Below are 25,074 nucleotides of genomic sequence, written 5' to 3'. Positions count from 1 at the left end.
TCAAAAATGGCTTATCTGTCAATTTTCCGATTTTCGGCGCGCATCGTCCCATAATTGACACAGGCGGCTGTAGCGATTTGCCATTTCTGCCACGGCCTCTTCATCTGACAGTGCCGAGTTGAACCATTGGCGGGCGACCTCTGCAAAAATGGTACGCCCGACCGCAAAGCCTTTTACCAACGGATAGGATGCTGCAATGGAAAAACTCTCGGACAATTCGGATTCAGGCGCATCGAGCCCCAGGACGACAATGCCTCGAATGTGTGGGTCATGTTCACTAATTGCTGCGCATGTGGCGGTCCAGGCTGCGGTGCTGCGCATCGGTTCCAGTTTCCACCAGTCAGGGTAAACCCCAAGCTGATAGAAACGCCGGATGATCTGCGCAGTCGTTTCGTCAGATACGGGCCCAACTTTCGACGGGATAACTTCCAGCAGAAACTCGAGATTGTTGTTTCGTGCAGCCTCTGCCAGCCGCAAAATGGTTGCCTCCTGGTCCGCCTTCATCACCGCATCATCATCGGGATGATAAAAACTCAGGACCTTGACCACCTGCTCCCGCGGCCATTCGGTCAAAGCGGACCCAAAATCCAGTCCCATTTCAGCTTCAAGCTGGAGCGGGCGTGATCCCGGCAATTCCACAGGCCGGCCAAGCCACAAGCCGGATCCGGTCGCGGCATAAAGCGCATCCCGTCCAAGACGGTTATCGCAGAGTACGCCGTAGCCGTGGCGCCCCTCGGAAACCTTGTGCGCAGCCCTCAGGCAGAGTTCCTTGAATGGGCCTATCCTGGCTTCATCGGCCCCGGCCTCTTTTGCAATGTCTTCCAATTGTGATCTGTGATCGAATGCAAAAACGCGCAGTTCCGGCCAGTCTCCCACACGATTGGTGGACCAGTGAATTTGCTCCAACGCCTCGTCATGGCGCAAAGCCGGGTTTTTCACACCTCTGGAGAAGAAAAACTGCAACTCGTCCCAACTGGGATAAGCCGGTGCGCAACCGTGACGGGACACAGCGAAAGCGCCACAAGCATTGGCGTATTTCAACGTGGTCGACCAGTCTTCGTCAGTAAGCCAGCCCTTCAGCAGCCCGGACATGAAGCCATCCCCTGCGCCCAGAACGTTGAAAACCTCGATCGGGAAGCCCGGGCCGGACAGACCGTCATCAAGACTGTCGGCAATGTCACCATCAAATGCGACGGCACCCATAGGGCCGCGCTTGCAGATCAACGTCGCGTCACTGTTCTGACGAACGGCCCTCAACGCGGCCAGCGTATCTGTGGTGCCGCCAGCTATGTGAAATTCTTCTTCTGTGCCCACAATTACATCAAACAAATGCAAGGTGGACATCAGCTTCTGCGTCACCTTATCGGAGGCAACAAAGCGACTTTCGCCATCCCCATGACCGGCCACGCCCCAAAGGTTGGGACGATAATCAATATCCAATGCAGTTTTCAGACCCTTTTCCCGGGCGATGCGGAGCGCCTTCAGGACAGCGGCTTCGGTAGACGAATTGGAAAGGTGAGTTCCCGTCACTGTGACGCAGCGCGCCTGCCCGATGAAGTCGGGATCAATATCATCTTCACTAAGAGCCATATCCGCGCAATTTTCGCGATAGAAAATCAGCGGAAACTGTTCCTGATCGCGAATGCCCAGCAGCACGAGGGCCGTCAGACGCTCCGGATCGGTGACAATGCCACTGGTCTCAACACCCTCACTCATCAGTGTTTCGCGAATGAAGCGGCCCATATGCTCATCGCCAACGCGGGTGATCAGCGCAGATTTGAGACCCAGCCTTGCAGTACCGACAGCCATATTGGTCGGAGAGCCACCAACATATTTGTTGAAGGATCGCATATCCTCAAGACGTCCGCCGACTTGCGCCCCGTATAAATCCACCGAAGAGCGCCCAATTGTGATGACGTCCAGCATATCCCACCTCCCACTTGTTTGCACAAAGTGCTAAAGCAATAAGCCATTGAAGCCCAATATCGCTTTTGAGATGAATCCCTCAAAAGAGGTTTGCACAGCTCTAATGTGCGTTGCGCATGTTCTGGCAATGCAGAACAGTGACCGCCAGCACAATGACTGCAAATCCCTGATGCAATACGCCGGCCCAAAGCGGCACGACCAGGAGCAGCGTCGTAATTCCAATCAGGGCCTGCAGAACAAGGGCAATCAGCACGATTGTTGCAGTCGCGGCGGCAATACCTTTTTCGCGGCGCGCGATCTGGATCACATGAAAAACCGCCAGAGCCAATATCACATATGCAAGCATCCGGTGATTGAACTGCACGGTGGTAATGTTCTCAAACAGGTTTATCAACCCTCCCGGCGCATCGCTCAAAAGACCTGCAGGGATGAAATCACCATCCATTAAAGGCCAGGTATTGTAGGTGAGGCCTGCGTCAAGGCCGGCAACAAGACCACCGGCAAAGAGTTGTAGAAACAGCAGCGCCATCAAAAGCCGCGATGTGATGAATGCCCCCTTGGAAACGCTTTGATAGCGCTCACTCGCTGCTGGACTTTTCAGGCCACGCGCGACCCATAAGGTTGCTGCAAATATGAAGAAGGCCAGTGTCAAATGGGTAGCCAGACGGTATTGGCTTACATCTACCCGCACAGAAAGACCGGAATAGACCATCCACCAGCCGACAAAGCCCTGTAGTCCGCCCAGGATGAACAGGGCCAGCAATTTTGGGTAAAGCGCTTTGGGGATTGCGCGCCGCGCTGCAAACCAGATGAAGGGCACAAGATAAACGACGCCAATGAAACGACCAAAGAAGCGATGCCCCCATTCCCACCAGTAAATGAACTGGAACTCGGCCAGAGACATTCCTTTATTCTGCAATTGATACTCAGGAATTTGACGATATTTCTCAAACTCCTGAAGCCAATGTGCCTCGCTCAGCGGAGGGATTGCACCCAGCAATGGTTTCCACTCTGTGATCGACAATCCGGAATCGGTCAGCCGAGTCACACCGCCAATGATCACCATGATGAAGACCAGAAAACAGATAAGATAAAGCCATAGCCTGATGGCCGTCAGATCATGTGTCTCTGACCGCTCGAAAGATGCGTTCAATGCAGATGACGTCATTTGCAATCGCCTGTTGTGGATATGATGGGTAAGTATCGCGGGGCATGGGCCATGACAAGGGTGACCAACCCCTGAAATTCGTTTCCCGGGGGTGGCGGATTGACGCCCGGCGCGCTAGTTAACTGCAAAGATGACCTCTTTACCCACGGATCAAAGCCTTTGCCAAAGCGCCTGCGAAAACTGCTCGGAACTTTTGTGTTGGTCACTTATGTGATTGTGTATTGCCTGCTGGTGATGAAACTTGCGTCGGCAACTCTGCCAAATATCGGCGGCTGGGGGCATCTTGGATTTTATGTATTCTTCGGCCTTATCTGGGTCGTTCCTGCAGCCGTGATTGTGTGGTGGATGCAGCGCCCGGAAGCTCAGTCCGGTTAAAGCCGCTCTAGGCTTTTGCCGGTCTCGCAAAAAACGGCGCGCCACTGAAAAGGGCGCGCAGCGCTCGAAAATCCTGAAAATGTCCGTTAACCGACAATCTTGGCAGAGCAACCAGATTGTCTCGCCCTCCGCCTTTCAGCATACCGCCACGCGTAGTGACAGCTGTGGTAAATCCCAGCGACCGAGCTTGGCAGAAAGTGTCTGCATCAGCGGCGGCATTGGTTCCATAGGGATAGGCGAAATGCTTTGGATATGCGCCCAACTCGTCTTCCAGGCGTTCTGCGCCCGTAAGAATTTCTGCGGACACCTGTCGCGAAGACAGCCGCGCCAACATGGGATGGCTGACCGTATGCGCACCAATGGTAGCCAGCGGACTGTCAGCTAGTTCATCTAACTGATCCCAGTTCATGAAATTTTCATTCATCAACGCGTCAGTCGATAATTTATTATCGGCGGCCAGGTCTCGAATTTTCTGTTGTTTTTCTTGTTCAGGACCCGACTGAAACTGCGCTGAAAGAAGCCTGAAAGCGTCATTTTTCTGCTGCAGGGACCCGACAATTTCCGCTTCGCTTCCTTCGATGGAGCGAGCATCAACAACCGCATGCCTTGCAATAATCTCTTCCAGCACCAGCCACCAGGGCAGCGCAGAGCGGTCGAGAAACCCGGACGTTGCAAAGACAGTGAACGGACATCTGTTGTTTTCAAACACGTCCAGAGCGTATGTCAGATTATCCAGGGATGCGTCATCCAGTGTGACAGCCACAAAGCGCGAAGACTTTTGTGCCGCAAGCCGCTCTGGTACCTTGTCCATGGAAATGAGGTCCACGCCCAAGCGGCGCAACCCATAGAGCGCTTCGTCCAAAAACTCTGGCGTAATTTCAAGATGGTCATTTGGTTGAAAGGCTCTTGGGCCGCGCGGCCGGACCCTATGCAACATCAAGATTGCGCCACGACCACCGGTCAGCGGCTCAACCAGGCGCGCCAGTCCAGACGCGGCAAAGGTCACCAAGGCAGATTTGATGAGCCGTTTTTTCAACATGGCCGTAATCAGGCGGCCATTTTGCGCGCGTCAGGTCTTCGGTCCTCGAACCTTCGTTGTGGTTTATTCTGACTGCTGGAAATATCAGGGTTGCCTTGCGGCATACCCAGTGCCCGGCCAGACAGCAATTCACGCAGAACAATAATCCCGAGGCACAGCAGCAGTGATACGATCGCAGCAGCTGCAACCAGCAACAGCGCCCTTGGGCCAATTGGCTCCAGAGGCGGGGACGCGGTCTCAATCATACGGGCTTCCGCCGGCTGTCCGCCGGATCCTTCCCGTGCCAGCAATGTGCGGTATTGGGTCAACAAAATTTCCAGCAATTCCCGCTCTGCACGCGCCTCACGTTCAAGTGCCCGCAATTCAACTTCACTTTGCTGAGCGCTTCCGGTTTCCAGCTTCTGTGCTGTCAACGCCTGACTGAATTCGGTTACCTCCTGCCGCGCCCTGTCCGCTTCCTGCTGCAAGCCGGTCAAGACAGACCTTGCTTCGCGAGCGATCTGTCTGTCCATATCTGAACGCTGATCAATCAGGGCCCGCAGCCGTGGATGGCGGGGCAGAAGATTGGCTGACTGGTCAGCTATCTGGGCTTCAAGTATGGCCCGTGACTGGCGCAAAGTTTGAATAAATGGCTGATTGGCAATTGTGGGCGAAGTCAACAAGCGTTCCACATTGCCATTGGCTTGCTCCACAACCCGCTCAAGTCCTTTAAGGGCGCTCTGCGCCTGGCTTTCCCGAGCGCGGGCATCGGCGAGGTTTTGGGACAGAGCGGCCAGTTGCTGTTGTGGCAGTGTTGTATCAGTTGCCGTTGCAAACAACCCTGCACGACTGCGGAATTGCTCGGCGCTGGTTTCAGCGGCCACTACCTTGTTGCGCAAACTGGAAATCTCATTTTCCAACCAAAGCCGCGCGTCGCTTGTGGCCACTTGTTTGGCCGCCCGTTCGTTGCGAAGAAATTCTTCTATCACGCCATTTGCAACGGCGGCAGCAAGGACGGGATCCTCGCTCTCAAATTCTACAAATATCACGCGAGACACTTCAATCGGATAAACTGTCAAGCGTTCGTTGAACTCATTCAGAACCAAATCATCAATGCGCTTTGGCTGAGAACGAGCGGTTTCCAGAAAAGACAGCCAACCGCCATCATCACTGGAATCCGGTAAAAATTCGGGAACATCCGCCAAACCCATTCGATTTATGACTGCGCGCGCAAGATCGCGCGATCGGATCAATTGTACTTTGGAATTTATCGCCTCAGCGCTCAATCGCAGGGATGCATCAGGACCTGCACTGTCGGCAACGGCCTGAATGCCTGAGATTTCCGGAATTTCGATCAGTACGGAGGCAGTGGCTCGGTAGACCGGGTCCTGTTTGGACACGTAGTAAAACGTGCCAGCTGCAACCAACAGCGCAAATGGCACCGCCCAGAGGCAGGCCCATAAAATGGCACGCAGGAGAACGTAGATATCCAAAACCGGCTCATCTGCAACCGACCGATTTGATTTCTGACCCATGACAACACTACTGAACACACTATGAAGGGAGGACACATCATCGCAGATGGAAGTAACAGCTAAGTTAATAAAGGATTTTTCCCGAAGCATGCCCCCTTCAGCTTTAGTTAACCGTATTCTGCAATGATCAATTAATATTTTTCACAGCATTATTATGAATGAAGAGACATGCGCAGCATCGGATTTTCTAAGGTATTGAGTATTGCGTTGCTGGTGTTTGCGGTCGCAGGTTGCGCCCGCGAATTACCCAGAAATGAGCCAATTTTGGCAACGCCAACTCTGAATGCATATCAGTTGGACACCGGCGATAAAGTACGGGTCGTAGTATTTGAACAGGACTCTCTGACGGGAACTTACGAGGTCAGTTCGGTTGGCGATATCATGATGCCACTAATCGGTCAGGTTCAAGCACGGGGCAGTACCACGCTGAGCCTTGCACGCACGGTGCGTGCCAAGCTTGCCGCAGGCTTTTTACGCGACCCCGATGTGAGTGTGGAGTTGACGGAGTCCCGTCCTTTTTACATTCATGGCGAAGTGGCCCGGTCCGGGGCTTATGCTTTTGCACCGGGCATGACCATGGAGCGCGCAATTGCGCTTGCTGGTGGGTTCAGCCAAAGAGCGGACAACAACATTTTTGCTGTTGACCGTCGTGGCGGGGCGTCAAATCCGGAGCCTGTGACACTGCGCCTTGGCCTGCGTGATGCGGTGATGCCAGGCGATACGATTTATGTTCGCGAGCGGTTGTTCTGACCGGCAAATTGAAGGCTGAAGAAGCGTAATGTCTGAACAGGTCGTCGATCCGATTAACGGAACCAGCATACCCCGTGAACAGGCCGTTGCCCGTATGATGAAGCGGCTTAGTGAAGCCACGGCTTCAGATGAGCTGCAAAACATTGAAGCTGGCGAGTTGGGCGACGAAGCCCGACGCGTGGCTTCGCAGCTAACAGACGATAATGTGTCGCCCCGCGTTCTCGCAGGCCTTGTCCGCCTCCTGGATTTCGTGCTGGTAACGGCGCTTGGTTTTCTCGTTTATCTTTTTTATGTACGCCCATTGGCGCTTGTAGATGGTGTTGCTCCGGTTGATCTGAGCAGCATTGATTTACGTTATGCGTTGATTGCCGCCAGTGGCGGCGTGCTGGCCGTTATCTTTCTTCAGGCCGCAGATTCATACGGTCTGGGTACCTTGCGCCAGATGTCCAGACAGCTAGGCCGTTTGTTGGCCGCATGGACATTTGTATTCATGGTATTTGCGATCACCGCCTTCTTCTTCAAACAGAGCGAGAGCCTCTCCCGTGTCTGGTTTGGGGCCTGGTTTCTCTCCGGGGGCCTAATTCTAACGCTGACCCGTGTGATCATCTCACGATATGTTCGAAAACTGTTCCGGGATGGACGCCTGCAACGCAGAGCCATCCTTGTTGGCGGCGGCGAACGAGCTGCGGAGCTTATCCGCTCGCTTGAAAGTCAGCCTGAGCAGGATTTGCAGATTTGCGGCATTTTTGATGACCGGGATGAAAAGCGCTCCCCTTCCGTGCTGATGGGATATCCCAAACTGGGTAAGTTTGCCGATCTGCTTGTATTCGGACGCATTTGTAAAATTGACATGCTTGTTGTCACCTTTCCGCTGACAGCCGAGGGCCGTGTGGCGGATATGTTGAAAGATCTTTGGGTGCTGCCGGTGGATATCCGGCTTAGCGCACATGGCAACAAGTTGAATTTAAGGCCCCGATCCTACTCCTATGTGGGAGCCGTTCCGTTTCTCGACATAATCGACAAACCATTGGCGGACTGGGACTATTTCAAAAAACGTGCTTTTGATTTGTTTTTCACCTCCATCGCGCTTGTGCTGCTGTCGCCGGTGATGCTGCTTGTGGCGCTTGCCGTGCGGCTGGACAGTTCTGGCCCGGCGTTGTTCCGGCAGACCAGATATGGTTTCAACAATGAGAAGATATCCGTGTTGAAGTTCCGCTCCATGTACCATCACATGGCAGACCCGGCGGCGAAGAATGTTGTCACGCGCCACGATCCTCGCGTAACCCGCGTTGGCCGCTTTATTCGCAAGACAACACTGGATGAGTTGCCACAGTTTCTGAATGTGCTTCGTGGCGAATTGTCATTGATTGGCCCCCGCCCCCATGCGGTGCATGCCCACACCGAGAACAGCCCGTGGGAGGCGGTTGTGGATGGCTACTTTGCCCGTCACAGGGTCAAGCCCGGCATTTCCGGATGGGCTCAGATAAATGGCTTGCGTGGTGAAATCCGCAACAAGGAAATGATCCAGAAGCGGGTTGAGCATGATCTTTATTACATCGAGAACTGGTCGGTCATGCTGGATCTTTACATCCTCTTCATGACGCCTTTCAAAATCCTCGATACGCGCAACTCTTACTGAACCACCCATGGAAGCGGCCCTTTACCGACCCGGAACAATTTCCACCCGCATCTTGGGCGCAGTGTTTTTGTGGCTGCTTGTCTTTTCCGGTGGTTTTGTTTTTCGTGAGCCAGCGCCGTATGAGCTGTTTGCGGTTGTTCTGATCCCCTTCTGGTTTCTGGCGGGACTTCCGTTGCCACGCCAGATTGCGCCGCTGTTTGTCTTGCTGACGCTCTATCTGATCGGCGGGGTTATCGGGCTCAGTCAGGTCAAGTTTATCGATGATGCCCCGATGTTTGTGGCCGTCACCGGATTTCTGGCACTCACGTCATTCTTTTTTGCCTGTCTGATTGCCGAGGACCATCGACGATTGAAGCTCATTACCAACGCCTATCTGGCTGGTGCCTGCTTCACCATCATTCTGGGCCTGGTTGGATATTTCCGGCTTGTGCCCGGGGCGTATGATCTGTTCACCCTTTATGGGCGTGCGTCAGGCGGGTTTGAGGATCCCAATGTCCTTGGACCCTTTTTGATCCTGCCCATGGGTCTGCTGTTTTACAGCATTCTCAACCAGGAAAAGGGCAGCAACATTATCCGCATTGGCTTCATGTCATTCATACTGCTTGGAATTTTCATGAGCTTTTCACGGGCTAGCTGGGGTCTTGCGGCGTTCACTCTGGCGAGCGTGTTTCTACTCAGCTTGATTAATGCCCGGGGCGCTGTAGATCGGCTGCGCATGTTTATGTTGCTGGCAGTTGCCTTGTTTGCCGGTTTTGTGTTGCTGCTTGTTGCGCTTTCATTCGATGAGATTTCATCTTTGTTTGCAGAGCGGGCGCAGATTGTTCAATATTACGATGGCGGACGGCTTGGTCGTTTTGCACGTCATGCGGCGGGCTTTCAGCTTGTGGCTGACCGGCCCCTTAGTCTGGGCGCTCTGGAATTCGGCAAACACTATTTTCAGGGCGACCCTCACAATATTTGGCTGAAAAGCTTTGCAGCCTATGGCTGGCTGGGCGGTGTCTGTTATCCTATCCTCGTTCTGTGGACGATTGCAAAGGCCGGTCCACTGCTGTTCAAGCCACGCCCGTGGCAGCCAGTTTTGATTGTGGGCTTTGTGGTTTTTGTCGGCCATCAGATTGCGGGCATCGTCATCGATATCGACCACTGGCGGCATTACTTCTTACTGTTGGGTCTGATATGGGGAATGATTGCTGCAGAGGCCAAGTGGTCCAATGAGCGCAAATACGAGACAAGCTAAGGAAGCCTCGTTAATCACCATCAGGTATCCTGAAAGTTCCCTGGCCCCAAGAGTTCCACAGAACCAGGGATCTACAGTTTGAAAAATGGTCGGAGCGATAGGATTCGAACCTACGACCCCTTCACCCCCAGCGAAGTGCGCTACCAGGCTGCGCCACGCTCCGACTAAAAGTGGTATAACGACGGGTTTGATGCAACGCAAGCCAACAAGCTGCCACCAAATCTGATTCAGGCATTTTTTTAAGCGCTATTGGTTGGTCCGGCTTATTTGACCTGATCCAACATTCGTTTGCACTCCAGCAGTTCAAACAAAGTGCCGTGCAGTTTCTCGACGTCCTGTTCAGACAGTCCTTTTGCCGGGGGGCGTGTCGGATCAAACGGCAGATCATCGTCATCGGTCTTGTCGGGATTCTTTTTCAGACCAAGTTTGGAGAACAGCTTTGCGGCTTTATTATCACCCTGCTCTGCTGTGCCTCCTGCAGAAACCGCCTTGGCCTCACCAAGGTCCGGCCCGTCAATATCTACGCTGGCCTCTCCGCGTCCGACAGCCATGACAACTTTGACGCCGCGTTCCTTAAGCAGGCGCTGAACGCCCTTGATTGTGTAGCCTTCACCATAAAGCAGTACGCGGATGCCGCGCAGAAGCTCGACATCCTGCGGGCGGTAGTATCGGCGTCCTCCGCCACGTTTCATGGGCTTGATCTGACTGAAGCGAGTTTCCCAGAACCGAAGAACGTGCTGCGGCAAATCCAGATCATCAGCTACTTCGCTGATTGTGCGGAAGGCTTCTGGTCCCTTGGCTGTCATTGCTTGCGTCTCCGATAAAAATCTATTTGCTCACTATCGCCCACAATTAAGGCGCGATCTTGAAACCCAAAAGATGATTCTTATGCGCAGCTTAGCAGCTTCAGCTATCAGAGTGGTTTACTTTGTCTTTCAAGACATTGCTGGGTTTGAAGACCATTACCCTGCGTGGAGGAATTGGAACTTCAACTTTGGTTTTGGGGTTCCGGCCGATACGTTCGTTCTTGCTGCGCACAACGAATGAACCAAAGGACGACAATTTTACATTCTCGCCTGATGCGATGGCATCTGAGATTTCCTCAAGAACCATCTCTACCAAGTCTGAGGATTCTGATCTTGAAAGACCAACCCGCTCATAAACGGCCTCCGCTAAATCGGCACGGGTTACAGTCTTGCCGCTCATTTTATTCGATGCTCCCCTTTTTGCCCAATCGGAGGATTGGTCAACGGTCTTTTACGTTAAGTGTCAGAGGTTAAGGCGTCAATAGGTCTTTGTTGCACGAATGCAACTGTTCTTTACCAGCGCAGCAAAACACTGCCCCAGGTGAATCCCCCGCCCATGGCTTCCAGCATTACCAGATCGCCGCGCTGAACGCGACCATCTTTGACCGCCACATCCAGTGCCAGCGGAATTGACGCTGCTGACGTATTGCCATGGCCTTCAACTGTCATAACAACTTTGTTGATGTCGATGCCAAGTTTTTCGGCGCTGGCTTCAATGATGCGCTTGTTAGCCTGATGCGGAATGAACCAGGTCAGATCATCTGCCGTGGTTCCACTGGCAGCAAATGCATCAGTGACGACGCCAGAGATCATTCCAACGGCGTGTTTGAACACTTCACGCCCCTGCATCCGCAATTGGCCGGTTGTCTGCGTGCTTGACGGGCCACCATCCACATAGAGCTTTTGCTTGTGCGAGCCGTCTGACCGCAGATGGCAAGACAAAATGCCCTGCTCCGGCTCCCCATCGGCAACCGGTTGCGCGCGCATCACGACTGCACCAGCTCCATCACCAAACAACACGCAAGTTGTGCGATCCGTCCAGTCCAGCAGGCGGGAAAAAGTCTCCGCCCCAATGACCAGAATTGTTTCGGCATTTCCTGCCCGTATGAAGCTGTCAGCGATCGTCATTGCATAAACAAAGCCCGAGCAGACTGCCTGCACGTCAAACGCATATCCTGTCTGATTGCCAAGATTGTGCTGAACCGCGACAGCTGTTGCCGGGAATGTGTTGTCCGGTGTTGAGGTTGCAACAATGATGAGGTCAATATCCTGCGCTGAAACGCCAGCATCTTCCAATGCCCGGTTTGCAGCTATCGTCGCAAGATCGCTGGTATTCTGATCTTCGGCCGCTATGTGCCGTCTTTCAATTCCAGTGCGTTGAACAATCCATTCGCTGGTCGTATCAACAATTTTGGAAAGATCATCATTCGTCATGACCTTCTCAGGCAGATAGGACCCTACGCCTGCCACAACGGCCCTTTGCTTCAACACACTTCAGTCCTTCGATTTCGGCTCATCTACAAGCACGTTTTGAAATTGTTCGAGATCATCGCTGAGCTTCTTCTGCAAATCATTTCTCGCCATAGCATCGCCCATACCGATGGCGCTCGCAAACCCTTCCGGGCTGGCCGAACCATGACTTTTTATCACAAGGCCATTCAGCCCGAGAAACACGCCACCATTGGACTTGCTTGGGTCCATTTTTTCCCTGAGACGACTGAATGCGCCCTTGGCAAGCAGGTATCCGATCTTGCTCAGCAGGCTTTGCTCCATGGCCGCACGCAGATATTGCGCGATCTGCCTTGCTGTACCTTCAGCAGTCTTCAAAGCAATATTGCCGGAAAACCCCTCTGTTACAACAACATCCGATGTGCCTTTGCCGAGATCATTGCCCTCGACAAAACCAATATATTCGATGAAGGGAAGATCAGTTTCACGCAGAATCTGACCGGCTCTGCGCACCTCTTCAACGCCCTTGATTTCCTCAACCCCAACATTCAGCAGACCGACAGTGGGACGCTGAATGGCGAAGAGCGCTCTTGCCATGGCGCCACCCATGACGGAAAAATTGATCAGTTGCTCAGCGTCAGCGCCAATGGTGGCACCGACGTCCAGCACAATGCTGTCACCGCGCATTGTCGGCCAGATTGCGGCGATGGCCGGGCGTTCAATGGCTGGCATGGTGCGCAGGCAAAAGCGTGCCATGGCCATTAGCGCGCCGGTGTTGCCTGCAGACACACAGACACTGGCTTCACCGTCCTTGACCGCCTGGATTGCCCGCCACATGCTTGAGTGATAGCGGCCCTGACGCAGTGCAATGCTGGGTTTGACATCCATTTCAACAGAAACATCGCAATGTCGGACCTCCGACGCGGCAGCCAGAGCAGGATGCGCAGCCAATGCCGGACCAACGATATTTTCTTTTCCGAAAAGAAGAAAGCGCGTATCAGGGTGTCGTTTCAGAGCGATTTCTGCACCGCCTAAAACAACCTCTACGCCGTTGTCGCCCCCCATGGCATCCAGCGAAATGGTGATGCTTTGCGTCATTAATTGCTCAAATTTCTTCCTCTGGCCGAGCGCGGACCATAGCTACTTCGCGCCACAACACAACCTAAATAACACAGCACCAAAAACAAATCCCAGACGATTGAAACGACGGGGATCAAAGCTGGTCGGACCCTGGGCAAATCCAGTTTCACCCGTTCCCTGCAGTCTTGAGCTTGGCAAGCGCGGCAAAGGGCGACTCCCGCTCTTCGACATCTATTTGTACCTGCTTGGGCGCATCTACTTCAGACAAATCAGCACCGGGTGCTCTTGGATAAAGATCAATGCCAATTATGACATGTTCCAAAGCAATGGCTGCCAAGTCCAACCGACCGTTTTCCACGATTTCGGGCGGGTCCACTTCATCGGGATCAATCATCGTTGCGCGGTTGGCACTCATTTTTGCGAAAACAGTATCAAAATCAGACCTGTTTGCGACAAAAGTCCTATCAACTTCTTCCATCAATGACTGCCGGACAGGCTCCAGAGTGACCACACAGCTTTGCTCGACAACCGCATCCACATGCCCACGAACGCGAATGCTGTTCTTTGTGCGGTGGAGACGCAGTGTTGCATTCAGATCGTGCACCGCAAGCACATTCAGTGCATCTGCAATTGCCGCATGATCCGCCTTGTCAGGCTTAATGATAAAATCTTTGGCATCATTGGTGATGTCGCCGGCTACAATTGGGTATTTCCAAGGCCAGAGCCCGGCCATGGAATTCTGAAATCTATCGTGGAGATTTGCATCATTTTCAGATGCTGTTTTGAGCTTGCTCATGTCAGGCCTCGCAGAGAAATTGAGAATCAACTGTCGGACTATGCGATGCGTTATATATACGCCGCAGGGTCTGGAAAGGAAAGGGAACCAGCCAGTATTGCGGCTTCGTCCTGAGTGTTGAGACCATCAACACACGCAACCACATAGGCAGCGAGCGCCCCTGCCCGGCCTGCGCTGGTTGATGATCCCGGCTGTGTTGCCGATTCCGCCGTAAACAGACTTTCATTGTAACTTAGTATGTTGCGAAAAAGCGCATCTGTGAGTTCTGAAAGCTTGTCCTCTGCCCCAAGGGCGGATCGATATCCATCGGACCGACCGTAGAAGACCTGCATCATTTTCTTCATCCGTTTGGGCACCGTGGTATCGCCGACACCCAATTCGCGCAGACAATGATCCATATCGAGGCGAAACAGATCAAAAACTTCCTGGCTGAGTGCCTGGGCTGCCGCATTGGACGATTGCAATCGATTGAACAGCAGAAAATTATGCAGAACAATCATGTTGAAGCGACCATCAAGACTGTCGGGCACATCGAAATCGGAATAGAATGCGCGTTGTCGGGCTTGTGCCACAATCTGGGCATAAAGCCTTTGCGTTATGGTCTCATTGGTTTTGTTCGTTTTGAAAAAACGACGAAGCATGCTGTGATCCACATTGTGAATGAATTGGAAAAACGTCCATACAGGACGGCCAAATTCTAGGCTCTTATTGCAAATGCAAGTAGTGCGCGCTAGGAGTTTTGCAATAATCGTTGTGGCTGATCAGGCGTGCAACACAAGAAGAAGTAGCTGGCTTGGGTAACAGGCCAACACGTAGACAGGAAGGAATGCTCTGTTGGCTTTGAGGAACAGTTCCATCAGAAAACCAGCTGGCCCTGAAAAATCAAGGGGATCGCGCTTTGCGCATGGCATTACGATTGGGGTGTTGCTGCTTGGCTCTGTTGCGCTGGGTGGATGCCTTGAACAGCGCAATTTCCAAGGATATCAGATTCCGCGCGACGCTGAACGGCAGGTTCCTGTAGGTGCCAGCCGCGAACAGGCGCTGCTTGCCTTTGGCACACCTACAACAATTGCCGAATTCGGCAATGAGGTGTTCTACTATATATCGCAGGTCTCGAGCAGACCGGTTGCCTTCGCCAGGTCGAAGGTTGTGGATCAGCGCGTGCTTGCCGTCTATTTTGACGATGAGGAGCGGGTCCAGCAAATCGCAAATTACGGTCTTCAGGATGGCCGTGTATTTGACTTTGTTTCCAGAACCACGCCGACAGGTGGCAGTGACGTCAGCTTTGTCAGCCAATTGCTGTCCGCTGCGGGTCGCACCAATCCTCTGGGCAACTAACTCTCTGCAATTGCGCCCTATGCTCTAATCGCTGATCTTTTGCGGGTAAAGAACAGCATTGCGAGCGTAATAATAACGACCGGAAACACGACCACATTGACCATGTTCCAGCCAAATGCATTCAAAATCCCGCCAGATGACAGAGATGCTGCGGCCACGAACCCGAATACGATGAAATCATTGACCGCCTGGACCCGATTCTTTTCCTCAGGTCGATAGGTTTCGGTCAGCATGGCTGTGGCACCGATAAATCCAAAGTTCCAGCCGATTCCCAATAGAATCAACGCGCCCCAAAAATGTGTCAGATCAAGTCCTGCAAGTGCCAACGCGGAACATCCGGCGAGGAGTAAAAGCCCCACGACGACTATGCGTTCCTTGCCGAATCTCTGAATCAGCGAGCCGGTAAAAAAGCTGGGAGCGAACATGGCCATTACGTGCCATTGAATACCAAGTAATGCATTTGACGTGCTGTGCCCCTGCGAAACCATGGCCATCGGTGCCGCTGTCATCACGAAGCTCATCAACGCATAAGAACTGACTGCGCATAGCACAGCCACAATAAACCTGCCTTGACGCATGATCTCGGGAAGTGGTCTTCCTGCTGCGGTGTTTTGCACGTTGACAATCGGTGGCGCTTTCAGAAAGCCCAACACGACCCATGACAACGCCGCGAGCGCTGACAAGCCAACAAAGGCACCCGCATAAAGCGTTGGTGCCAGCATATCCTTGGTAAGTGAAGCTGTTTGGGGGCCAATGACGGCCGCAAGCACCCCACCAGCCATAACCCAGGAAATAGCCTTGGGGCGAAAGCTCTCGCTGGCAGAATCGGCCGCTGCAAAGCGATATTGCTGAACAAACGCACTGGAGGCCCCTGCGAGCAACACGCCAAAGCAAAAGAACCAGAAAGAACTCAGGAAAATGGCATAGGCTGCCAGCCAACCACCGCAGACCCCAAGCAAAGACCCAACCATCAAGCCCTTGCGGCGGCCAAGTCTTCTGGCAAGCATACCCGCAGGCAAGGTAGCCAATGCGGTTCCAACAACAAAGCCAGTCACCGGCAGAGTGGCGAAGCTCTTATCCAGCCCGAGCAAATAATAGCCAACAATACCCCCCAGAGAAATACAGATCGGAGCACCCGCCCCGGCCAAAGCCTGAGCTGCGGCCAGTACCAATACATTGCGGCGCGCTATCCGATCATCGGATACAGGTGCAGCATCTACGGGGGTTGAGACACTCTCTGTCATGGGATTCCGAGCTTACTTTGAGGAGCGTTCCTCATACGCCCGTTGATGCTGGTTGAAAAGCAAATCCGACAAATGAATTGATTTCCAGAATTCATGAATGTCACTCCCTGCCCACTCAATCAGGAGAAATGATCGAACCCGTTTGCACCAACAGAAAACTCTTGTCGCTCACCATCCAGAAAGCGCACACCTGTTTTTTCGACAATTTGCCCAATGCAAGTCACCGGCACTCTGGCTTTGGCCATTTCAATTTCGAAGTTATTGCTGCAGGCTGATGGGACTGTGCAAAGGATTTGATAGTCGTCACCACCGGTTATCAGCCGTGCCCGTAAACCCTCTTTCTCAAGATGAGGAGCCAGAATGGCGTGGTGCGGGATGTTAGCCATGTTGATTTCCATGCCCACATTGCTGGCATTGGAAAGCGTTGCCGCATCACCGGATAGCCCATCGGAGATATCCATTGATGCTGAGGCAAATTTCAACAAAATGGCGGCAGCGGCCAAATTTGTTGGTGGTTCCAGATAGGACAGTTCCAATTGGGTGCGCTGTTGCGCCGTCAAACCTGCGAGCAGTTGTTGTTCGAAGCCTGTCAGTTCATCCAGCCCAAACAGGCTCGCTTGTCGCGCCCATAAACCAACGGCGCTGTCCCCGATTGTTCCAGTGACATACAAATGGTCCCCGATCCCGGCACTGGAACGTTTCACCATCTGACCTTCCGGAACCAGACCGAACGCGCAGATGGTGATGGCCGAGACATCTTTTGTCATTACGGTGTCGCCACCCATGATTTGAAGGCCCAATGCCTTTTGATCCTGTTCCAGGGCCCCGGCAAATTCAGACATCCAATCCTCTGAACGCAATTGTGCTTCAGGTAAAGCCAATGACAGGAAGTACCCGTGCGGCGTGCTGCCTTTGGCAACAAGATCGGAAACGTTCACCCGAAGGGCTTTTCTGGCAAGGGATGCTGGCGGATCGCGATGAAAAAAGTGGATGCCAGCCACGAGCGTATCTGTAGACACGACAAGTGATTTTCCGTCCGGAACAGCAATTTGGGCGGCATCATCATGCAAACCCAATGCTTCAGAATTATTCGCCAATGGCCCGAAATAGCGCTGAATAAAGCGGTCTTCGGCTTTTCCGGCGGGCTTCATTTTTCGGAAAACTCAGAGGGCCTGACGTCCCGTGCTATGTGGTCCAGAACGCCATTGACCATTTTTGGCTCATCTTCCAGAAAATAGGCTTTTGTCACATCAACATACTCGTTGATGATCACTTTGGCCGGAACGTCTTTTCGTTTCAGCATTTCAAACGTCGCCGCGCGCAGAACGGCACGTAGAAGACTGTCGATGCGTGCCAGAGGCCAATCGGGCGTCAAAGACTTGTGGATCAACGGGTCAAGCTGAACCTGCTCTTTGACGACACCTGCAAGAATTCCACGAAAATAGGCCGCATCTGCTTCCAGATATTGTTCACCATCAATTTCTTTGCCGAGGCGCACACTCTCAAACTCGGCCACAACCTGTTGCAAGGGCGTGCCGCCAATATCCATCTGGTAAAGCGCCTGCACCGCACCAAGGCGTGCAGCACCACGTTTGTTGGCCGGACGGACTTGCGCGACAGTTTTGTTGACTTCGGACATGTCAGACCAATCCAAACTGTTTACGCAATTGCAACATTGCGATTGCCGCTACTGCAGCGCCGCGACCTTTGTTCTTTTCAGAACGGCGCGTGCGCGCCCAGGCCTGGTCACTGTTTTCAACGGTCTGAATGCCATTGCCCAATGCAAGCCCTTCGGCCACCGCAATGTCCATCAAAGCACGCGCAGATTCGCCAGACACAATTTCGTAATGTGTGGTCTCACCACGGATAACACAACCAAGCGTCACAAAAGCTGCATATCGGGTGCCAGCCCCCGCTTCTGAACTGATCAAAGCCATGGAAACTGCCGCCGGGATTTCCAGCACACCAGGAACCGCTATGCGATCATAACTCATGCCGGCGTCCTCGATTGCTTCAATTGCACCCGCAGCGAGTTCATCGGCAATATCTTCATAGAACCGTGCTTCTACGATCAAAATTTTTGGGCTTTTGTCAGCCATTTGGCGAGGTCCTATCGAGTTTCCAGCAGCCTTGCCGCATAACGCGCCATGGTATCAACTTCCAAATTGACGTGATCGCCTTTTTTGCGCGCCTGCCAAGTGGTCACAGACAGGCTATGGGCGATCAACAACACGTCAAAATCGGATTTTGATACGCTGTTGACAGTCAATGAGGTGCCATCTAGCGCAACCGAGCCTTTGGGTGCAACGAATTTCGCAAGTGTTTCAGGGGCTCGGAGTACAAATCGCGTTGCATCGCCCTCCTGAACAACGGATCTGATTTCGGCTTTGCCATCTATATGACCTGATACAATGTGGCCGCCGAGTTCATCACCCACCCGCAATGCGCGTTCCAGATTAAGCCTTGTCCCGACCTCCCAAGTGCCTGCCGTCGTTAAACGAAGCGCTTCTTCCCAAGCTTCAACACTATAGGTGTTTTGCGTCTGATCCATCTTAGTGACAGTCAGGCAAACACCACTATGGGCTATGGATGCTCCGGTTTTGAGCGTCGTAAAGTCCAGATCGGCAACGATTGTAAAACGTCGGCCTTCGGGCAGCGTTTCAACCGCCGTTACTTCACCGATATGGGTCACAATGCCTGTAAACAAATCTAGTCCCTCCGCCAAAACGATTTTAGCTGGTCATCACCGAATTGCCTTTGATCGATCAGCTCAAATGTGGCGGTATCCATCATCAGATCCAGTGGTGCTGGCACGCCATCATCTTCGATCACCATAGTACCGGATTGAAGCACATGACATGCATCCACCAGCCCGGCGCCAAGAAAGGCACTTGCAACATGCACTCCACCTTCAATCATAACCGTTTTGATGCCCTGTTCCCACAGGGACTTCAGGATGTTTTGGCATGATTGCTGGTCAAATATTTGCGTATCCGGGCCGTTCTTATCGGTCACAACTTTGGCGTTTTCTGGAATTTTCTTGCCCGAATCCAGAACGACTCTTTGCGGTGATCGACCTTCCAATCCGGGAAGTCTGCAGGTCAGAGATGGATCATCGCTGATAATTGTGCCCACACCAACCAGGATTGCATCATTCACCGCCCGTAATCCTTGAACATAGGTCCAGGCTTCCGGACCGGTGATAGCGACCTGGCCGCTGTTTTTCCTACCGATCATGCCATTGGCGGATACGGCCATCTTCAAAACCACATGAGGCCGATGTTGGGTCTTCGCCGCTATGTGTCCTGCATGAAAGCGGCGCGCCTCAACATCAAGAACCGGTGTGCTCAATTCCACGCCCTCGGCGCGCAACCGGGCGAAGCCGGTTCCAGATACGCGTGGATCAGGATCTGCCGTGCAAGCCACAACGCGCGCAATTCCACTGGCCAGAATAGCGTCCGTGCATGGCGGCGTCAGGCCATGATGGCTACAAGGTTCCAGCGTCACATACAGCGTGGCCCCATTGGCTTTTGAACCAGCCTGCTGCAAAGCCTGCACCTCAGCATGCGGTCTGCCACCCATACCGGTAATACCACGACCGACAATGCGAGCACGGCCGTTGATTGTCTTTACGACTAGGGCAGAGACACAGGGGTTTGGATTGGTCAGCCCTTCGTGCCGCCGGCCATAGCGCAGTGCTGCAGCGGCGAACCGCATATCAAGGCTGGAAACCTGGTTCTTCATCGGGTTTGACTGGGATCCGGACAGCGGTCAAATGTCGCTATCATCATCTCCGGTGTCCTGAGAATCCTCATCCATTTCATCCAGAAAGCTCGAGAAATCTTTGGCTTCACGAAAGTTCTGATAGACGGAGGCAAAGCGAACATAAGCCACATCATCCAGATGCTTGAGCGCTTTCAGAACCATGATGCCTATTTCTTCCGCATTGATTTCCGGCTCACCACGGCTTTCAAGGCGCCTGACGATTCCTGATACCAGTCGCTCTATGCGTTCCGGGTCAACATCCCTCTTGCGGGTTGCAACCTGCACAGAGCGGACAAGTTTATCCCGATCAAAGGGGGCACGACGTCCGCTCTTCTTCAGAACTGTCAGCTCACGCAGTTGAATGCGTTCAAATGTTGTGAAGCGTCCGCCGCAATCCACACAGATGCGGCGGCGGCGGATGGTCGTATTGTCCTCAGTTGGCCGTGAGTCCTTGACCTGTGTATTGTCTGCTCCGCAATAAGGACAACGCATGGTCAGTCAACCCTGGTAGATCGGGAAACGACCCGTCAATGTTAGTACCTTGGATTTCACAGAAGCTTCCGTTTCCGCGTTTTCTTCACCGCCATTTGCAGCAAGACCATCCAGAACCTGCGTCATCAGCTTTCCGACCTCGCGGAATTCGGCAATGCCAAACCCCCGACTGGTCGCTGCTGGTGTTCCAAGGCGAATACCCGATGTGATCGTTGGCTTTTCCGGGTCATCCGGAATGCCATTCTTGTTGCAGGTGATATTGGCCCGGCCCAGCGCTGCTTCCGCAACTTTTCCTGTCACGCCTTTTGGCCGCAGATCTACCAGCATCAAGTGATTGTCTGTTCCGCCAGAGACAATGTTCAGACCTTCCTCGGTCAGACTGGCGGCCAGCGCCTTTGCATTATCTGCAACGGCGCGCATGTAAGCTTTGTAATCTTCGGTTAACGCCTCGGCAAAGGCGACGGCTTTGCCAGCAATAACGTGCATCAAAGGACCGCCCTGCAATCCAGGGAAAACGGCAGAATTGATCTTCTTGGCGATGGCTTCATCATTGGTCAGAACCAGACCACCGCGAGGACCGCGCAGGGTTTTGTGGGTGGTAGATGTTGCAACATGAGCATGAGGAAACGGGCTCGGATGCACGTCGCCAGCAACAAGACCGGCAATATGCGCCATGTCCACCATCAGATAGGCACCGACTTCATCTGCAATTTCGCGGAATTTGGCAAAATCGATGATCCGGGAATAGGCGGATCCGCCTGCAATTATCATCTTTGGCTGATGCTCTTTGGCCAATTCGCGGATTTGATCAAAATCGATCAGGTGTGTGTCCGCTTTTACGCCGTATTGCACGGCGTTGAACCATTTACCGGACAGGTTTGGACGTGCACCATGGGTCAAATGTCCACCGGCATCCAGGCTCATTCCCAAAATCGTGTCGCCGGGTTGCAGTAACGCCAGAAACACAGCCTGATTGGCCTGACTTCCGGAGTTTGGCTGCACATTTGCAAAGCCGCAATCGAACAGCTGCTTTACACGATCAATCGCCAGGTTTTCGGCAATGTCGACAAACTCGCAGCCACCGTAGTAGCGGCGGCCCGGATAGCCTTCTGCATATTTGTTGGTAAGGACAGACCCCTGTGCTTCCAAAACGGCCTTTGAGACGATGTTCTCAGAGGCAATCAGCTCGATTTCATTTTGTTGTCGACCCAGTTCCTTGCCAATCATGTCAGCAATGGCCGGGTCCGCCTCGGCCAGCCCTCGTGAAAAGAAGCCGGAAAAGAGATCGGATTGAGCGGGATCTGAACTAACGGACATGGGCTTGACCTTATCTGAGGGTTGAGCGTGATTTGATTTCATACATGGGAACCAAATCGGTTGTCGAACGATTGTGTCTTCGTTGCAAATTTCTGTTGGTGGATTTGAGGCAGATAACACAAGCCCAACGTCAGTCCAAGTATGGATGCAGCGATCGGCAATTTATTATTCAGCCTTTAAGCTCTATGAGTGGGTAGTGACGCGCCGCACGGTAAGAACAATTATTGGAAACCTATATGGAAAATCTCATTACCCTGTTTCAAGATCCAGCCGTCTGGGTTGCACTTCTCACATTGATTGTGATGGAAGTGGTTTTGGGGATCGACAATCTGTTGTTCATCTCGATCCTGACAAACAAACTGCCGGAACACCAGCGCGCGCGCGCCAGACGAATTGGTATTGGACTTGCCCTCGTACTGCGCCTGATGCTGCTCAGTGCAGTGGCCTGGATTGTACAGCTGACCACGCCGATTTTTACCCTGTTCGATCACGGGTTCTCCTGGAAAGATCTCATCCTGATCGGAGGCGGCACCTTCCTGATCTGGAAGGCAACCAAGGAAATTCACCACACCGTAGATCCGGAACCAACGCCGGATATGTTCAATTCCCAGGCCGTCAGTTTAACATTTACTGCCGCAATCAGTCAGATTCTGTTACTTGATCTGGTGTTTTCCATCGACAGCATCATCACGGCTGTGGGCATGACACCACACGTTCCCATTATGGTTATTGCTGTCATTGTGGCTGTCACCGTAATGCTTCTGGCTGCCAATCCACTGGCACGGTTCATCGAATTGAACCCAACCATCGTGATGTTGGCGCTTGGTTTCCTGCTGATGATCGGCATGACCCTTGTGGCTGAAGGATTTGGTGTGCATGTGCCCAAAGGCTACATCTATGCAGCTATGGCCTTCTCAGCCTCCATTGAGGGGTTGAACATGCTGTCCCGAAAATCCAAACGCAAGAAACGGGACGCACTGGCTGCGGCACAATCCGACTGAAGAATAAACAAATGCCCGCTCCGGTATCTCCGGAGCGGGCATAATTGATCAGCAATGATAGAGGGAAGCGGTTACTCGGCGATCACTTCAACTTTCAGAAGATCAACCAGAGTTCCTGGTGCCGCAGCGCCGCCTGCAATGACCTGCATGACTGAAACAGGCTGATCCGGTTGAGCGGTTGCCGTGAGCGAACCGCCCTCAGACAACAGTTGCGATACCGCCTTGGCAACCTCATCGACAAAATCCGGTTTGTTCAATGCGCTCATCAGGAAGGGAAGCGCACCGAGCAGTTCCTGCTTTAACTGATCAGCTGATTTGCCCTGTTCGCTTGCTGCTGCTTCCAAGGCCCGGTCGACAATTGAGTTGTCATTGAACACCATGGATGCGGCGTTGAATGTGAGGAAAGCCAGAGCATTTTGAGCTGTTTCCGGGTCTTCAAAAACGCTGCGCGGGACACTGCCGATCTCCACCGCTGCATTTAAGGTGCCGCCATCATCAAGGGCGTTGCGGCTTTCAAGCGACAGAATTTCGCTGGCTTCATCCCAGATAAGTGACAGCACATAAGACAGATTGACGCGCTCATACCCCATCTTTTCGAAGACCTCTCTGCCTTCCGCTTCCAGATCAGCCACATTGAATTCCAGGTTTTCAAGAGTGGAGGAAACGCGGGTCGGAAGCCGCCCGATAAAGTTTCCCATTTCGAGGCGATTCAAGCCCAGTTTAAAGCCTGGCTTATCTTTGATACTCACATCAATTCCCGAAGCTTCAATGAGGCCAAGTGTCGGCAACGCAGCGATGATGGCTTTGACATCCTTCTCGTCAGATGCGCGCTCTGCATCCATCAAAGCGGCAAGGGTTGGAAAACCGATATCCTTCAACTGAAACAGGTCCATCTGGATGCGGTTGCCCTCACCTTCAGCAAAGAAGCCCTTGAAGGATAGTTCTCCCAAACCGACCGACCACAAATCAGCCAACCGGAAACTGTCCAATTGTGCAGCAAACTCTGTCCCATTTTCCGTGTCATTCACGTCAATGTCGAAACCCGTGATGTCGAATGAGCCAATACGAAACATTGAATAGAAAGAGGACACAAAGCGAAGAATCGTCATTTCATCCGGCTCGGATCCGGCTTCTTTGGCTTCCAGATATAATTCATCTGCAAGTGACAGCAATGGAATGCTGGGCGGTCGGACGCCCCAGTCAGAATAAGACATTGCGTCCAATGACACGCTGGCAACATCATCAACATCGAGTTTGGTTCCGGTGACGGCCAACGATCCCAACAGCGTTTTGAATGGTGTGTTGCGCTGGCTGGATGGAAGGGACGGATCAAACTGGCGCACCATTGTGCCACCGTTGTAAGCGCCGCCGTCAAGGCGGGCGATTTCCAGTAACAATTCGAACGCAGCGTCGCCTGTGTCTGCGCTTGATTGCGGCGCACTGACCATCTTGATGCCATCAATTGAAAAGGCTGAATAATCGCCTCGTTTCATATCATTGAATTCGATTGCACCATACGTGGTGTTCAAGAGCGTTTTCGTATCCAGCGTTTGGGACAGTTCCGAGCCGGCCACATTGAAAGACGCCATATTCATATCAAAAAATGCCGCAACCAAGGGATAGTATTTTGATATGGGTTTGGCTGGATCATCAGCGATGTCAGGCAATTTTGACCAATCAGCTGCTGCGATAACCAAAACATCATATGTGCCATTGGCTTCAGTATTTTGAACGTCGGTCGTGCCACCTTCCACTGAATAAGTGACATTAACTTCGTCTGCCACGATAGAATCCACGAAGTAGCGGTCTGCATTCTCGCTCAGCGCGAAATAGCGCAGCGATGGCACTTCGATCACATAGGAGATTGTGGGAACGTCTTCGCCGTCCGGCACCAGCGATGTGAAATCCGGTGTAAAGACTGCCTTGAGGCCGCTGACTGACGTGACATCTGTTGCTTCGTCATAGCTTACGCCCTGATAGGACAAATCGAAGAATGAATAGGATTTTGCTTCGTCAACCCAGCGGTCCACGATTGTGGGCCCTTCTCCGGCTGCAAAGGCGTAATTTGACACAAGCAAAGCCGCGCCCATGACGCTGCAGCGCAGCGCTGTTTTGATTCTTATATTTACAGGCATATC

General features: G+C 52.8%; 25 protein-coding genes and 1 tRNA gene. 6 read left to right on the top strand and 20 right to left on the bottom strand.

Annotated elements, in window-relative coordinates; genetic code table 11:
* Positions 1 to 18 precede the first annotated feature (18 nt).
* On the bottom strand, positions 19 to 1,926 hold the full coding sequence (iolC, locus tag RAL91_RS12160; RefSeq protein ID WP_306262622.1) for a 5-dehydro-2-deoxygluconokinase: 1,908 nt from the start codon (positions 1,924 to 1,926) through the stop codon (positions 19 to 21).
* 100 nt (positions 1,927 to 2,026) lie between these two features.
* On the bottom strand, positions 2,027 to 3,094 hold the full coding sequence (locus RAL91_RS12155) for a COX15/CtaA family protein (RefSeq protein WP_306262620.1): 1,068 nt from the start codon (positions 3,092 to 3,094) through the stop codon (positions 2,027 to 2,029).
* 99 nt (positions 3,095 to 3,193) lie between these two features.
* On the opposite strand from RAL91_RS12155, the gene RAL91_RS12150 reads away from it, so the two are divergent.
* Complete coding sequence (locus tag RAL91_RS12150) at positions 3,194 to 3,469, top strand: DUF2842 domain-containing protein (protein WP_371932515.1); 276 nt, start codon at positions 3,194 to 3,196, stop codon at positions 3,467 to 3,469.
* Between the two features lie 7 nt (positions 3,470 to 3,476).
* Here the strand turns inward: RAL91_RS12150 and RAL91_RS12145 are convergent, their stop codons facing one another.
* Complete coding sequence (locus RAL91_RS12145; protein WP_306262618.1) at positions 3,477 to 4,508, bottom strand: polysaccharide deacetylase family protein; 1,032 nt, start codon at positions 4,506 to 4,508, stop codon at positions 3,477 to 3,479.
* Between the two features lie 8 nt (positions 4,509 to 4,516).
* Positions 4,517 to 6,022, bottom strand: coding sequence for a GumC family protein (locus tag RAL91_RS12140; RefSeq protein ID WP_306262616.1), 1,506 nt, complete (start codon positions 6,020 to 6,022; stop codon positions 4,517 to 4,519).
* A gap of 195 nt (positions 6,023 to 6,217) precedes the next feature.
* Here RAL91_RS12140 and RAL91_RS12135 point away from each other — a divergent pair, with 195 nt between their 5' ends.
* The 3 genes from RAL91_RS12135 to RAL91_RS12125 are packed head-to-tail and all read left to right on the top strand — an operon-like array spanning position 6,218 to position 9,648.
* Positions 6,218 to 6,772 (top strand): polysaccharide biosynthesis/export family protein, encoded by a 555-nt coding sequence (locus RAL91_RS12135; RefSeq protein WP_306262614.1) that lies wholly within the window; start codon positions 6,218 to 6,220, stop codon positions 6,770 to 6,772.
* A 28-nt stretch (positions 6,773 to 6,800) separates the two neighbouring features.
* On the top strand, positions 6,801 to 8,411 hold the full coding sequence (locus RAL91_RS12130) for an undecaprenyl-phosphate glucose phosphotransferase (protein ID WP_306262612.1): 1,611 nt from the start codon (positions 6,801 to 6,803) through the stop codon (positions 8,409 to 8,411).
* Between the two features lie 7 nt (positions 8,412 to 8,418).
* Complete coding sequence (locus tag RAL91_RS12125) at positions 8,419 to 9,648, top strand: O-antigen ligase (RefSeq protein WP_306262610.1); 1,230 nt, start codon at positions 8,419 to 8,421, stop codon at positions 9,646 to 9,648.
* Between the two features lie 86 nt (positions 9,649 to 9,734).
* Here the strand turns inward: RAL91_RS12125 and RAL91_RS12120 are convergent.
* The 7 genes from RAL91_RS12120 to RAL91_RS12090 form a co-directional block, all read right to left on the bottom strand.
* Positions 9,735 to 9,811 (bottom strand) — tRNA-Pro (locus RAL91_RS12120).
* 100 nt (positions 9,812 to 9,911) lie between these two features.
* Positions 9,912 to 10,454, bottom strand: a complete 543-nt coding sequence (locus RAL91_RS12115) for a MerR family transcriptional regulator (protein WP_306262608.1) — start codon at positions 10,452 to 10,454, stop codon at positions 9,912 to 9,914.
* A gap of 100 nt (positions 10,455 to 10,554) precedes the next feature.
* Entirely contained in the window at positions 10,555 to 10,854 is a 300-nt protein-coding gene (locus RAL91_RS12110) for an integration host factor subunit alpha (protein WP_306262606.1), read from the bottom strand.
* 113 nt (positions 10,855 to 10,967) lie between these two features.
* A complete protein-coding gene (locus RAL91_RS12105; protein WP_306262604.1) occupies positions 10,968 to 11,945 on the bottom strand; it encodes a beta-ketoacyl-ACP synthase III in 978 nt (325 codons plus the stop codon).
* Positions 11,946 to 11,948: 3 nt separating this feature from the next.
* Positions 11,949 to 13,001, bottom strand: a complete 1,053-nt coding sequence (gene plsX, locus RAL91_RS12100; RefSeq protein WP_306262601.1) for a phosphate acyltransferase PlsX — start codon at positions 12,999 to 13,001, stop codon at positions 11,949 to 11,951.
* Between the two features lie 148 nt (positions 13,002 to 13,149).
* The gene (locus tag RAL91_RS12095) at positions 13,150 to 13,779 is read right to left on the bottom strand and encodes a DUF177 domain-containing protein (RefSeq protein WP_306262599.1); all 630 of its coding nucleotides are present in this window, start codon (positions 13,777 to 13,779) and stop codon (positions 13,150 to 13,152) included.
* A 50-nt stretch (positions 13,780 to 13,829) separates the two neighbouring features.
* Positions 13,830 to 14,420, bottom strand: coding sequence for a ubiquinol-cytochrome C chaperone family protein (locus tag RAL91_RS12090; RefSeq protein WP_306262597.1), 591 nt, complete (start codon positions 14,418 to 14,420; stop codon positions 13,830 to 13,832).
* Positions 14,421 to 14,613: 193 nt separating this feature from the next.
* On the opposite strand from RAL91_RS12090, the gene RAL91_RS12085 reads away from it, so the two are divergent.
* Positions 14,614 to 15,117 carry an outer membrane protein assembly factor BamE gene (locus RAL91_RS12085; RefSeq protein ID WP_306262595.1) on the top strand — a complete coding sequence of 168 codons (504 nt, stop codon included), beginning with the start codon at positions 14,614 to 14,616 and terminating at the stop codon, positions 15,115 to 15,117.
* A gap of 17 nt (positions 15,118 to 15,134) precedes the next feature.
* On the opposite strand, the gene RAL91_RS12080 is transcribed toward RAL91_RS12085, so the two are convergent.
* From RAL91_RS12080 to glyA, 8 genes are all read right to left on the bottom strand, one after another.
* Entirely contained in the window at positions 15,135 to 16,361 is a 1,227-nt protein-coding gene (locus RAL91_RS12080; RefSeq protein WP_306262593.1) for an MFS transporter, read from the bottom strand.
* Positions 16,362 to 16,480: 119 nt separating this feature from the next.
* Entirely contained in the window at positions 16,481 to 17,512 is a 1,032-nt protein-coding gene (thiL, locus tag RAL91_RS12075; RefSeq protein ID WP_306262591.1) for a thiamine-phosphate kinase, read from the bottom strand.
* Positions 17,509 to 18,000, bottom strand: a complete 492-nt coding sequence (gene nusB, locus RAL91_RS12070; protein WP_306262589.1) for a transcription antitermination factor NusB — start codon at positions 17,998 to 18,000, stop codon at positions 17,509 to 17,511. Before nusB ends, thiL begins: the two co-directional genes overlap by 4 nt.
* Before the next feature lies 1 nt (position 18,001).
* Positions 18,002 to 18,460, bottom strand: a complete 459-nt coding sequence (gene ribH / locus RAL91_RS12065; RefSeq protein WP_306262587.1) for a 6,7-dimethyl-8-ribityllumazine synthase — start codon at positions 18,458 to 18,460, stop codon at positions 18,002 to 18,004.
* Positions 18,461 to 18,471: 11 nt separating this feature from the next.
* Positions 18,472 to 19,068 (bottom strand): riboflavin synthase, encoded by a 597-nt coding sequence (locus RAL91_RS12060; RefSeq protein WP_306262585.1) that lies wholly within the window; start codon positions 19,066 to 19,068, stop codon positions 18,472 to 18,474.
* Positions 19,069 to 19,070: 2 nt separating this feature from the next.
* Positions 19,071 to 20,105, bottom strand: a complete 1,035-nt coding sequence (gene ribD, locus RAL91_RS12055) for a bifunctional diaminohydroxyphosphoribosylaminopyrimidine deaminase/5-amino-6-(5-phosphoribosylamino)uracil reductase RibD (protein ID WP_306262583.1) — start codon at positions 20,103 to 20,105, stop codon at positions 19,071 to 19,073.
* A 27-nt stretch (positions 20,106 to 20,132) separates the two neighbouring features.
* On the bottom strand, positions 20,133 to 20,618 hold the full coding sequence (nrdR, locus tag RAL91_RS12050; RefSeq protein WP_306262582.1) for a transcriptional regulator NrdR: 486 nt from the start codon (positions 20,616 to 20,618) through the stop codon (positions 20,133 to 20,135).
* Between the two features lie 6 nt (positions 20,619 to 20,624).
* Positions 20,625 to 21,935, bottom strand: a complete 1,311-nt coding sequence (gene glyA / locus RAL91_RS12045; RefSeq protein WP_306262580.1) for a serine hydroxymethyltransferase — start codon at positions 21,933 to 21,935, stop codon at positions 20,625 to 20,627.
* 236 nt (positions 21,936 to 22,171) lie between these two features.
* Between glyA and RAL91_RS12040 the strand changes: the two genes are divergently transcribed.
* Positions 22,172 to 22,936, top strand: a complete 765-nt coding sequence (locus tag RAL91_RS12040) for a TerC family protein (RefSeq protein WP_306262578.1) — start codon at positions 22,172 to 22,174, stop codon at positions 22,934 to 22,936.
* Between the two features lie 71 nt (positions 22,937 to 23,007).
* On the opposite strand, the gene RAL91_RS12035 is transcribed toward RAL91_RS12040, so the two are convergent.
* Entirely contained in the window at positions 23,008 to 25,071 is a 2,064-nt protein-coding gene (locus tag RAL91_RS12035; protein WP_306262576.1) for a hypothetical protein, read from the bottom strand.
* Positions 25,072 to 25,074 lie beyond the last annotated feature (3 nt).

It is taken from the genome of Pararhizobium sp. IMCC21322 (genome assembly GCF_030758295.1).
Lineage (GTDB): Bacteria > Pseudomonadota > Alphaproteobacteria > Rhizobiales.
Note: the sequence above shows the minus strand (reverse complement) of the source record. Positions and strands in the feature narration are given on the sequence as shown.

What these genes read in the sequence shown, in the direction of transcription:
- iolC (WP_306262622.1), bottom strand. Translation starts at nt 1,926, where the DNA reads ATGCTGGACGTCATCACAATTGGGCGCTCTTCGGTGGATTTATACGGG.
- RAL91_RS12155 (WP_306262620.1), bottom strand. Translation starts at nt 3,094, where the DNA reads ATGACGTCATCTGCATTGAACGCATCTTTCGAGCGGTCAGAGACACAT.
- RAL91_RS12145 (WP_306262618.1), bottom strand. Translation starts at nt 4,508, where the DNA reads ATGTTGAAAAAACGGCTCATCAAATCTGCCTTGGTGACCTTTGCCGCG.
- RAL91_RS12140 (WP_306262616.1), bottom strand. Translation starts at nt 6,022, where the DNA reads ATGGGTCAGAAATCAAATCGGTCGGTTGCAGATGAGCCGGTTTTGGAT.
- RAL91_RS12130 (WP_306262612.1), top strand. Translation starts at nt 6,801, where the DNA reads ATGTCTGAACAGGTCGTCGATCCGATTAACGGAACCAGCATACCCCGT.
- RAL91_RS12125 (WP_306262610.1), top strand. Translation starts at nt 8,419, where the DNA reads ATGGAAGCGGCCCTTTACCGACCCGGAACAATTTCCACCCGCATCTTG.
- RAL91_RS12115 (WP_306262608.1), bottom strand. Translation starts at nt 10,454, where the DNA reads ATGACAGCCAAGGGACCAGAAGCCTTCCGCACAATCAGCGAAGTAGCT.
- RAL91_RS12110 (WP_306262606.1), bottom strand. Translation starts at nt 10,854, where the DNA reads ATGAGCGGCAAGACTGTAACCCGTGCCGATTTAGCGGAGGCCGTTTAT.
- plsX (WP_306262601.1), bottom strand. Translation starts at nt 13,001, where the DNA reads ATGACGCAAAGCATCACCATTTCGCTGGATGCCATGGGGGGCGACAAC.
- RAL91_RS12095 (WP_306262599.1), bottom strand. Translation starts at nt 13,779, where the DNA reads ATGAGCAAGCTCAAAACAGCATCTGAAAATGATGCAAATCTCCACGAT.
- RAL91_RS12090 (WP_306262597.1), bottom strand. Translation starts at nt 14,420, where the DNA reads ATGCTTCGTCGTTTTTTCAAAACGAACAAAACCAATGAGACCATAACG.
- RAL91_RS12080 (WP_306262593.1), bottom strand. Translation starts at nt 16,361, where the DNA reads ATGACAGAGAGTGTCTCAACCCCCGTAGATGCTGCACCTGTATCCGAT.
- thiL (WP_306262591.1), bottom strand. Translation starts at nt 17,512, where the DNA reads ATGAAGCCCGCCGGAAAAGCCGAAGACCGCTTTATTCAGCGCTATTTC.
- nusB (WP_306262589.1), bottom strand. Translation starts at nt 18,000, where the DNA reads ATGTCCGAAGTCAACAAAACTGTCGCGCAAGTCCGTCCGGCCAACAAA.
- ribH (WP_306262587.1), bottom strand. Translation starts at nt 18,460, where the DNA reads ATGGCTGACAAAAGCCCAAAAATTTTGATCGTAGAAGCACGGTTCTAT.
- ribD (WP_306262583.1), bottom strand. Translation starts at nt 20,105, where the DNA reads ATGAAGAACCAGGTTTCCAGCCTTGATATGCGGTTCGCCGCTGCAGCA.
- nrdR (WP_306262582.1), bottom strand. Translation starts at nt 20,618, where the DNA reads ATGCGTTGTCCTTATTGCGGAGCAGACAATACACAGGTCAAGGACTCA.
- glyA (WP_306262580.1), bottom strand. Translation starts at nt 21,935, where the DNA reads ATGTCCGTTAGTTCAGATCCCGCTCAATCCGATCTCTTTTCCGGCTTC.
- RAL91_RS12040 (WP_306262578.1), top strand. Translation starts at nt 22,172, where the DNA reads ATGGAAAATCTCATTACCCTGTTTCAAGATCCAGCCGTCTGGGTTGCA.
- RAL91_RS12035 (WP_306262576.1), bottom strand. Translation starts at nt 25,071, where the DNA reads ATGCCTGTAAATATAAGAATCAAAACAGCGCTGCGCTGCAGCGTCATG.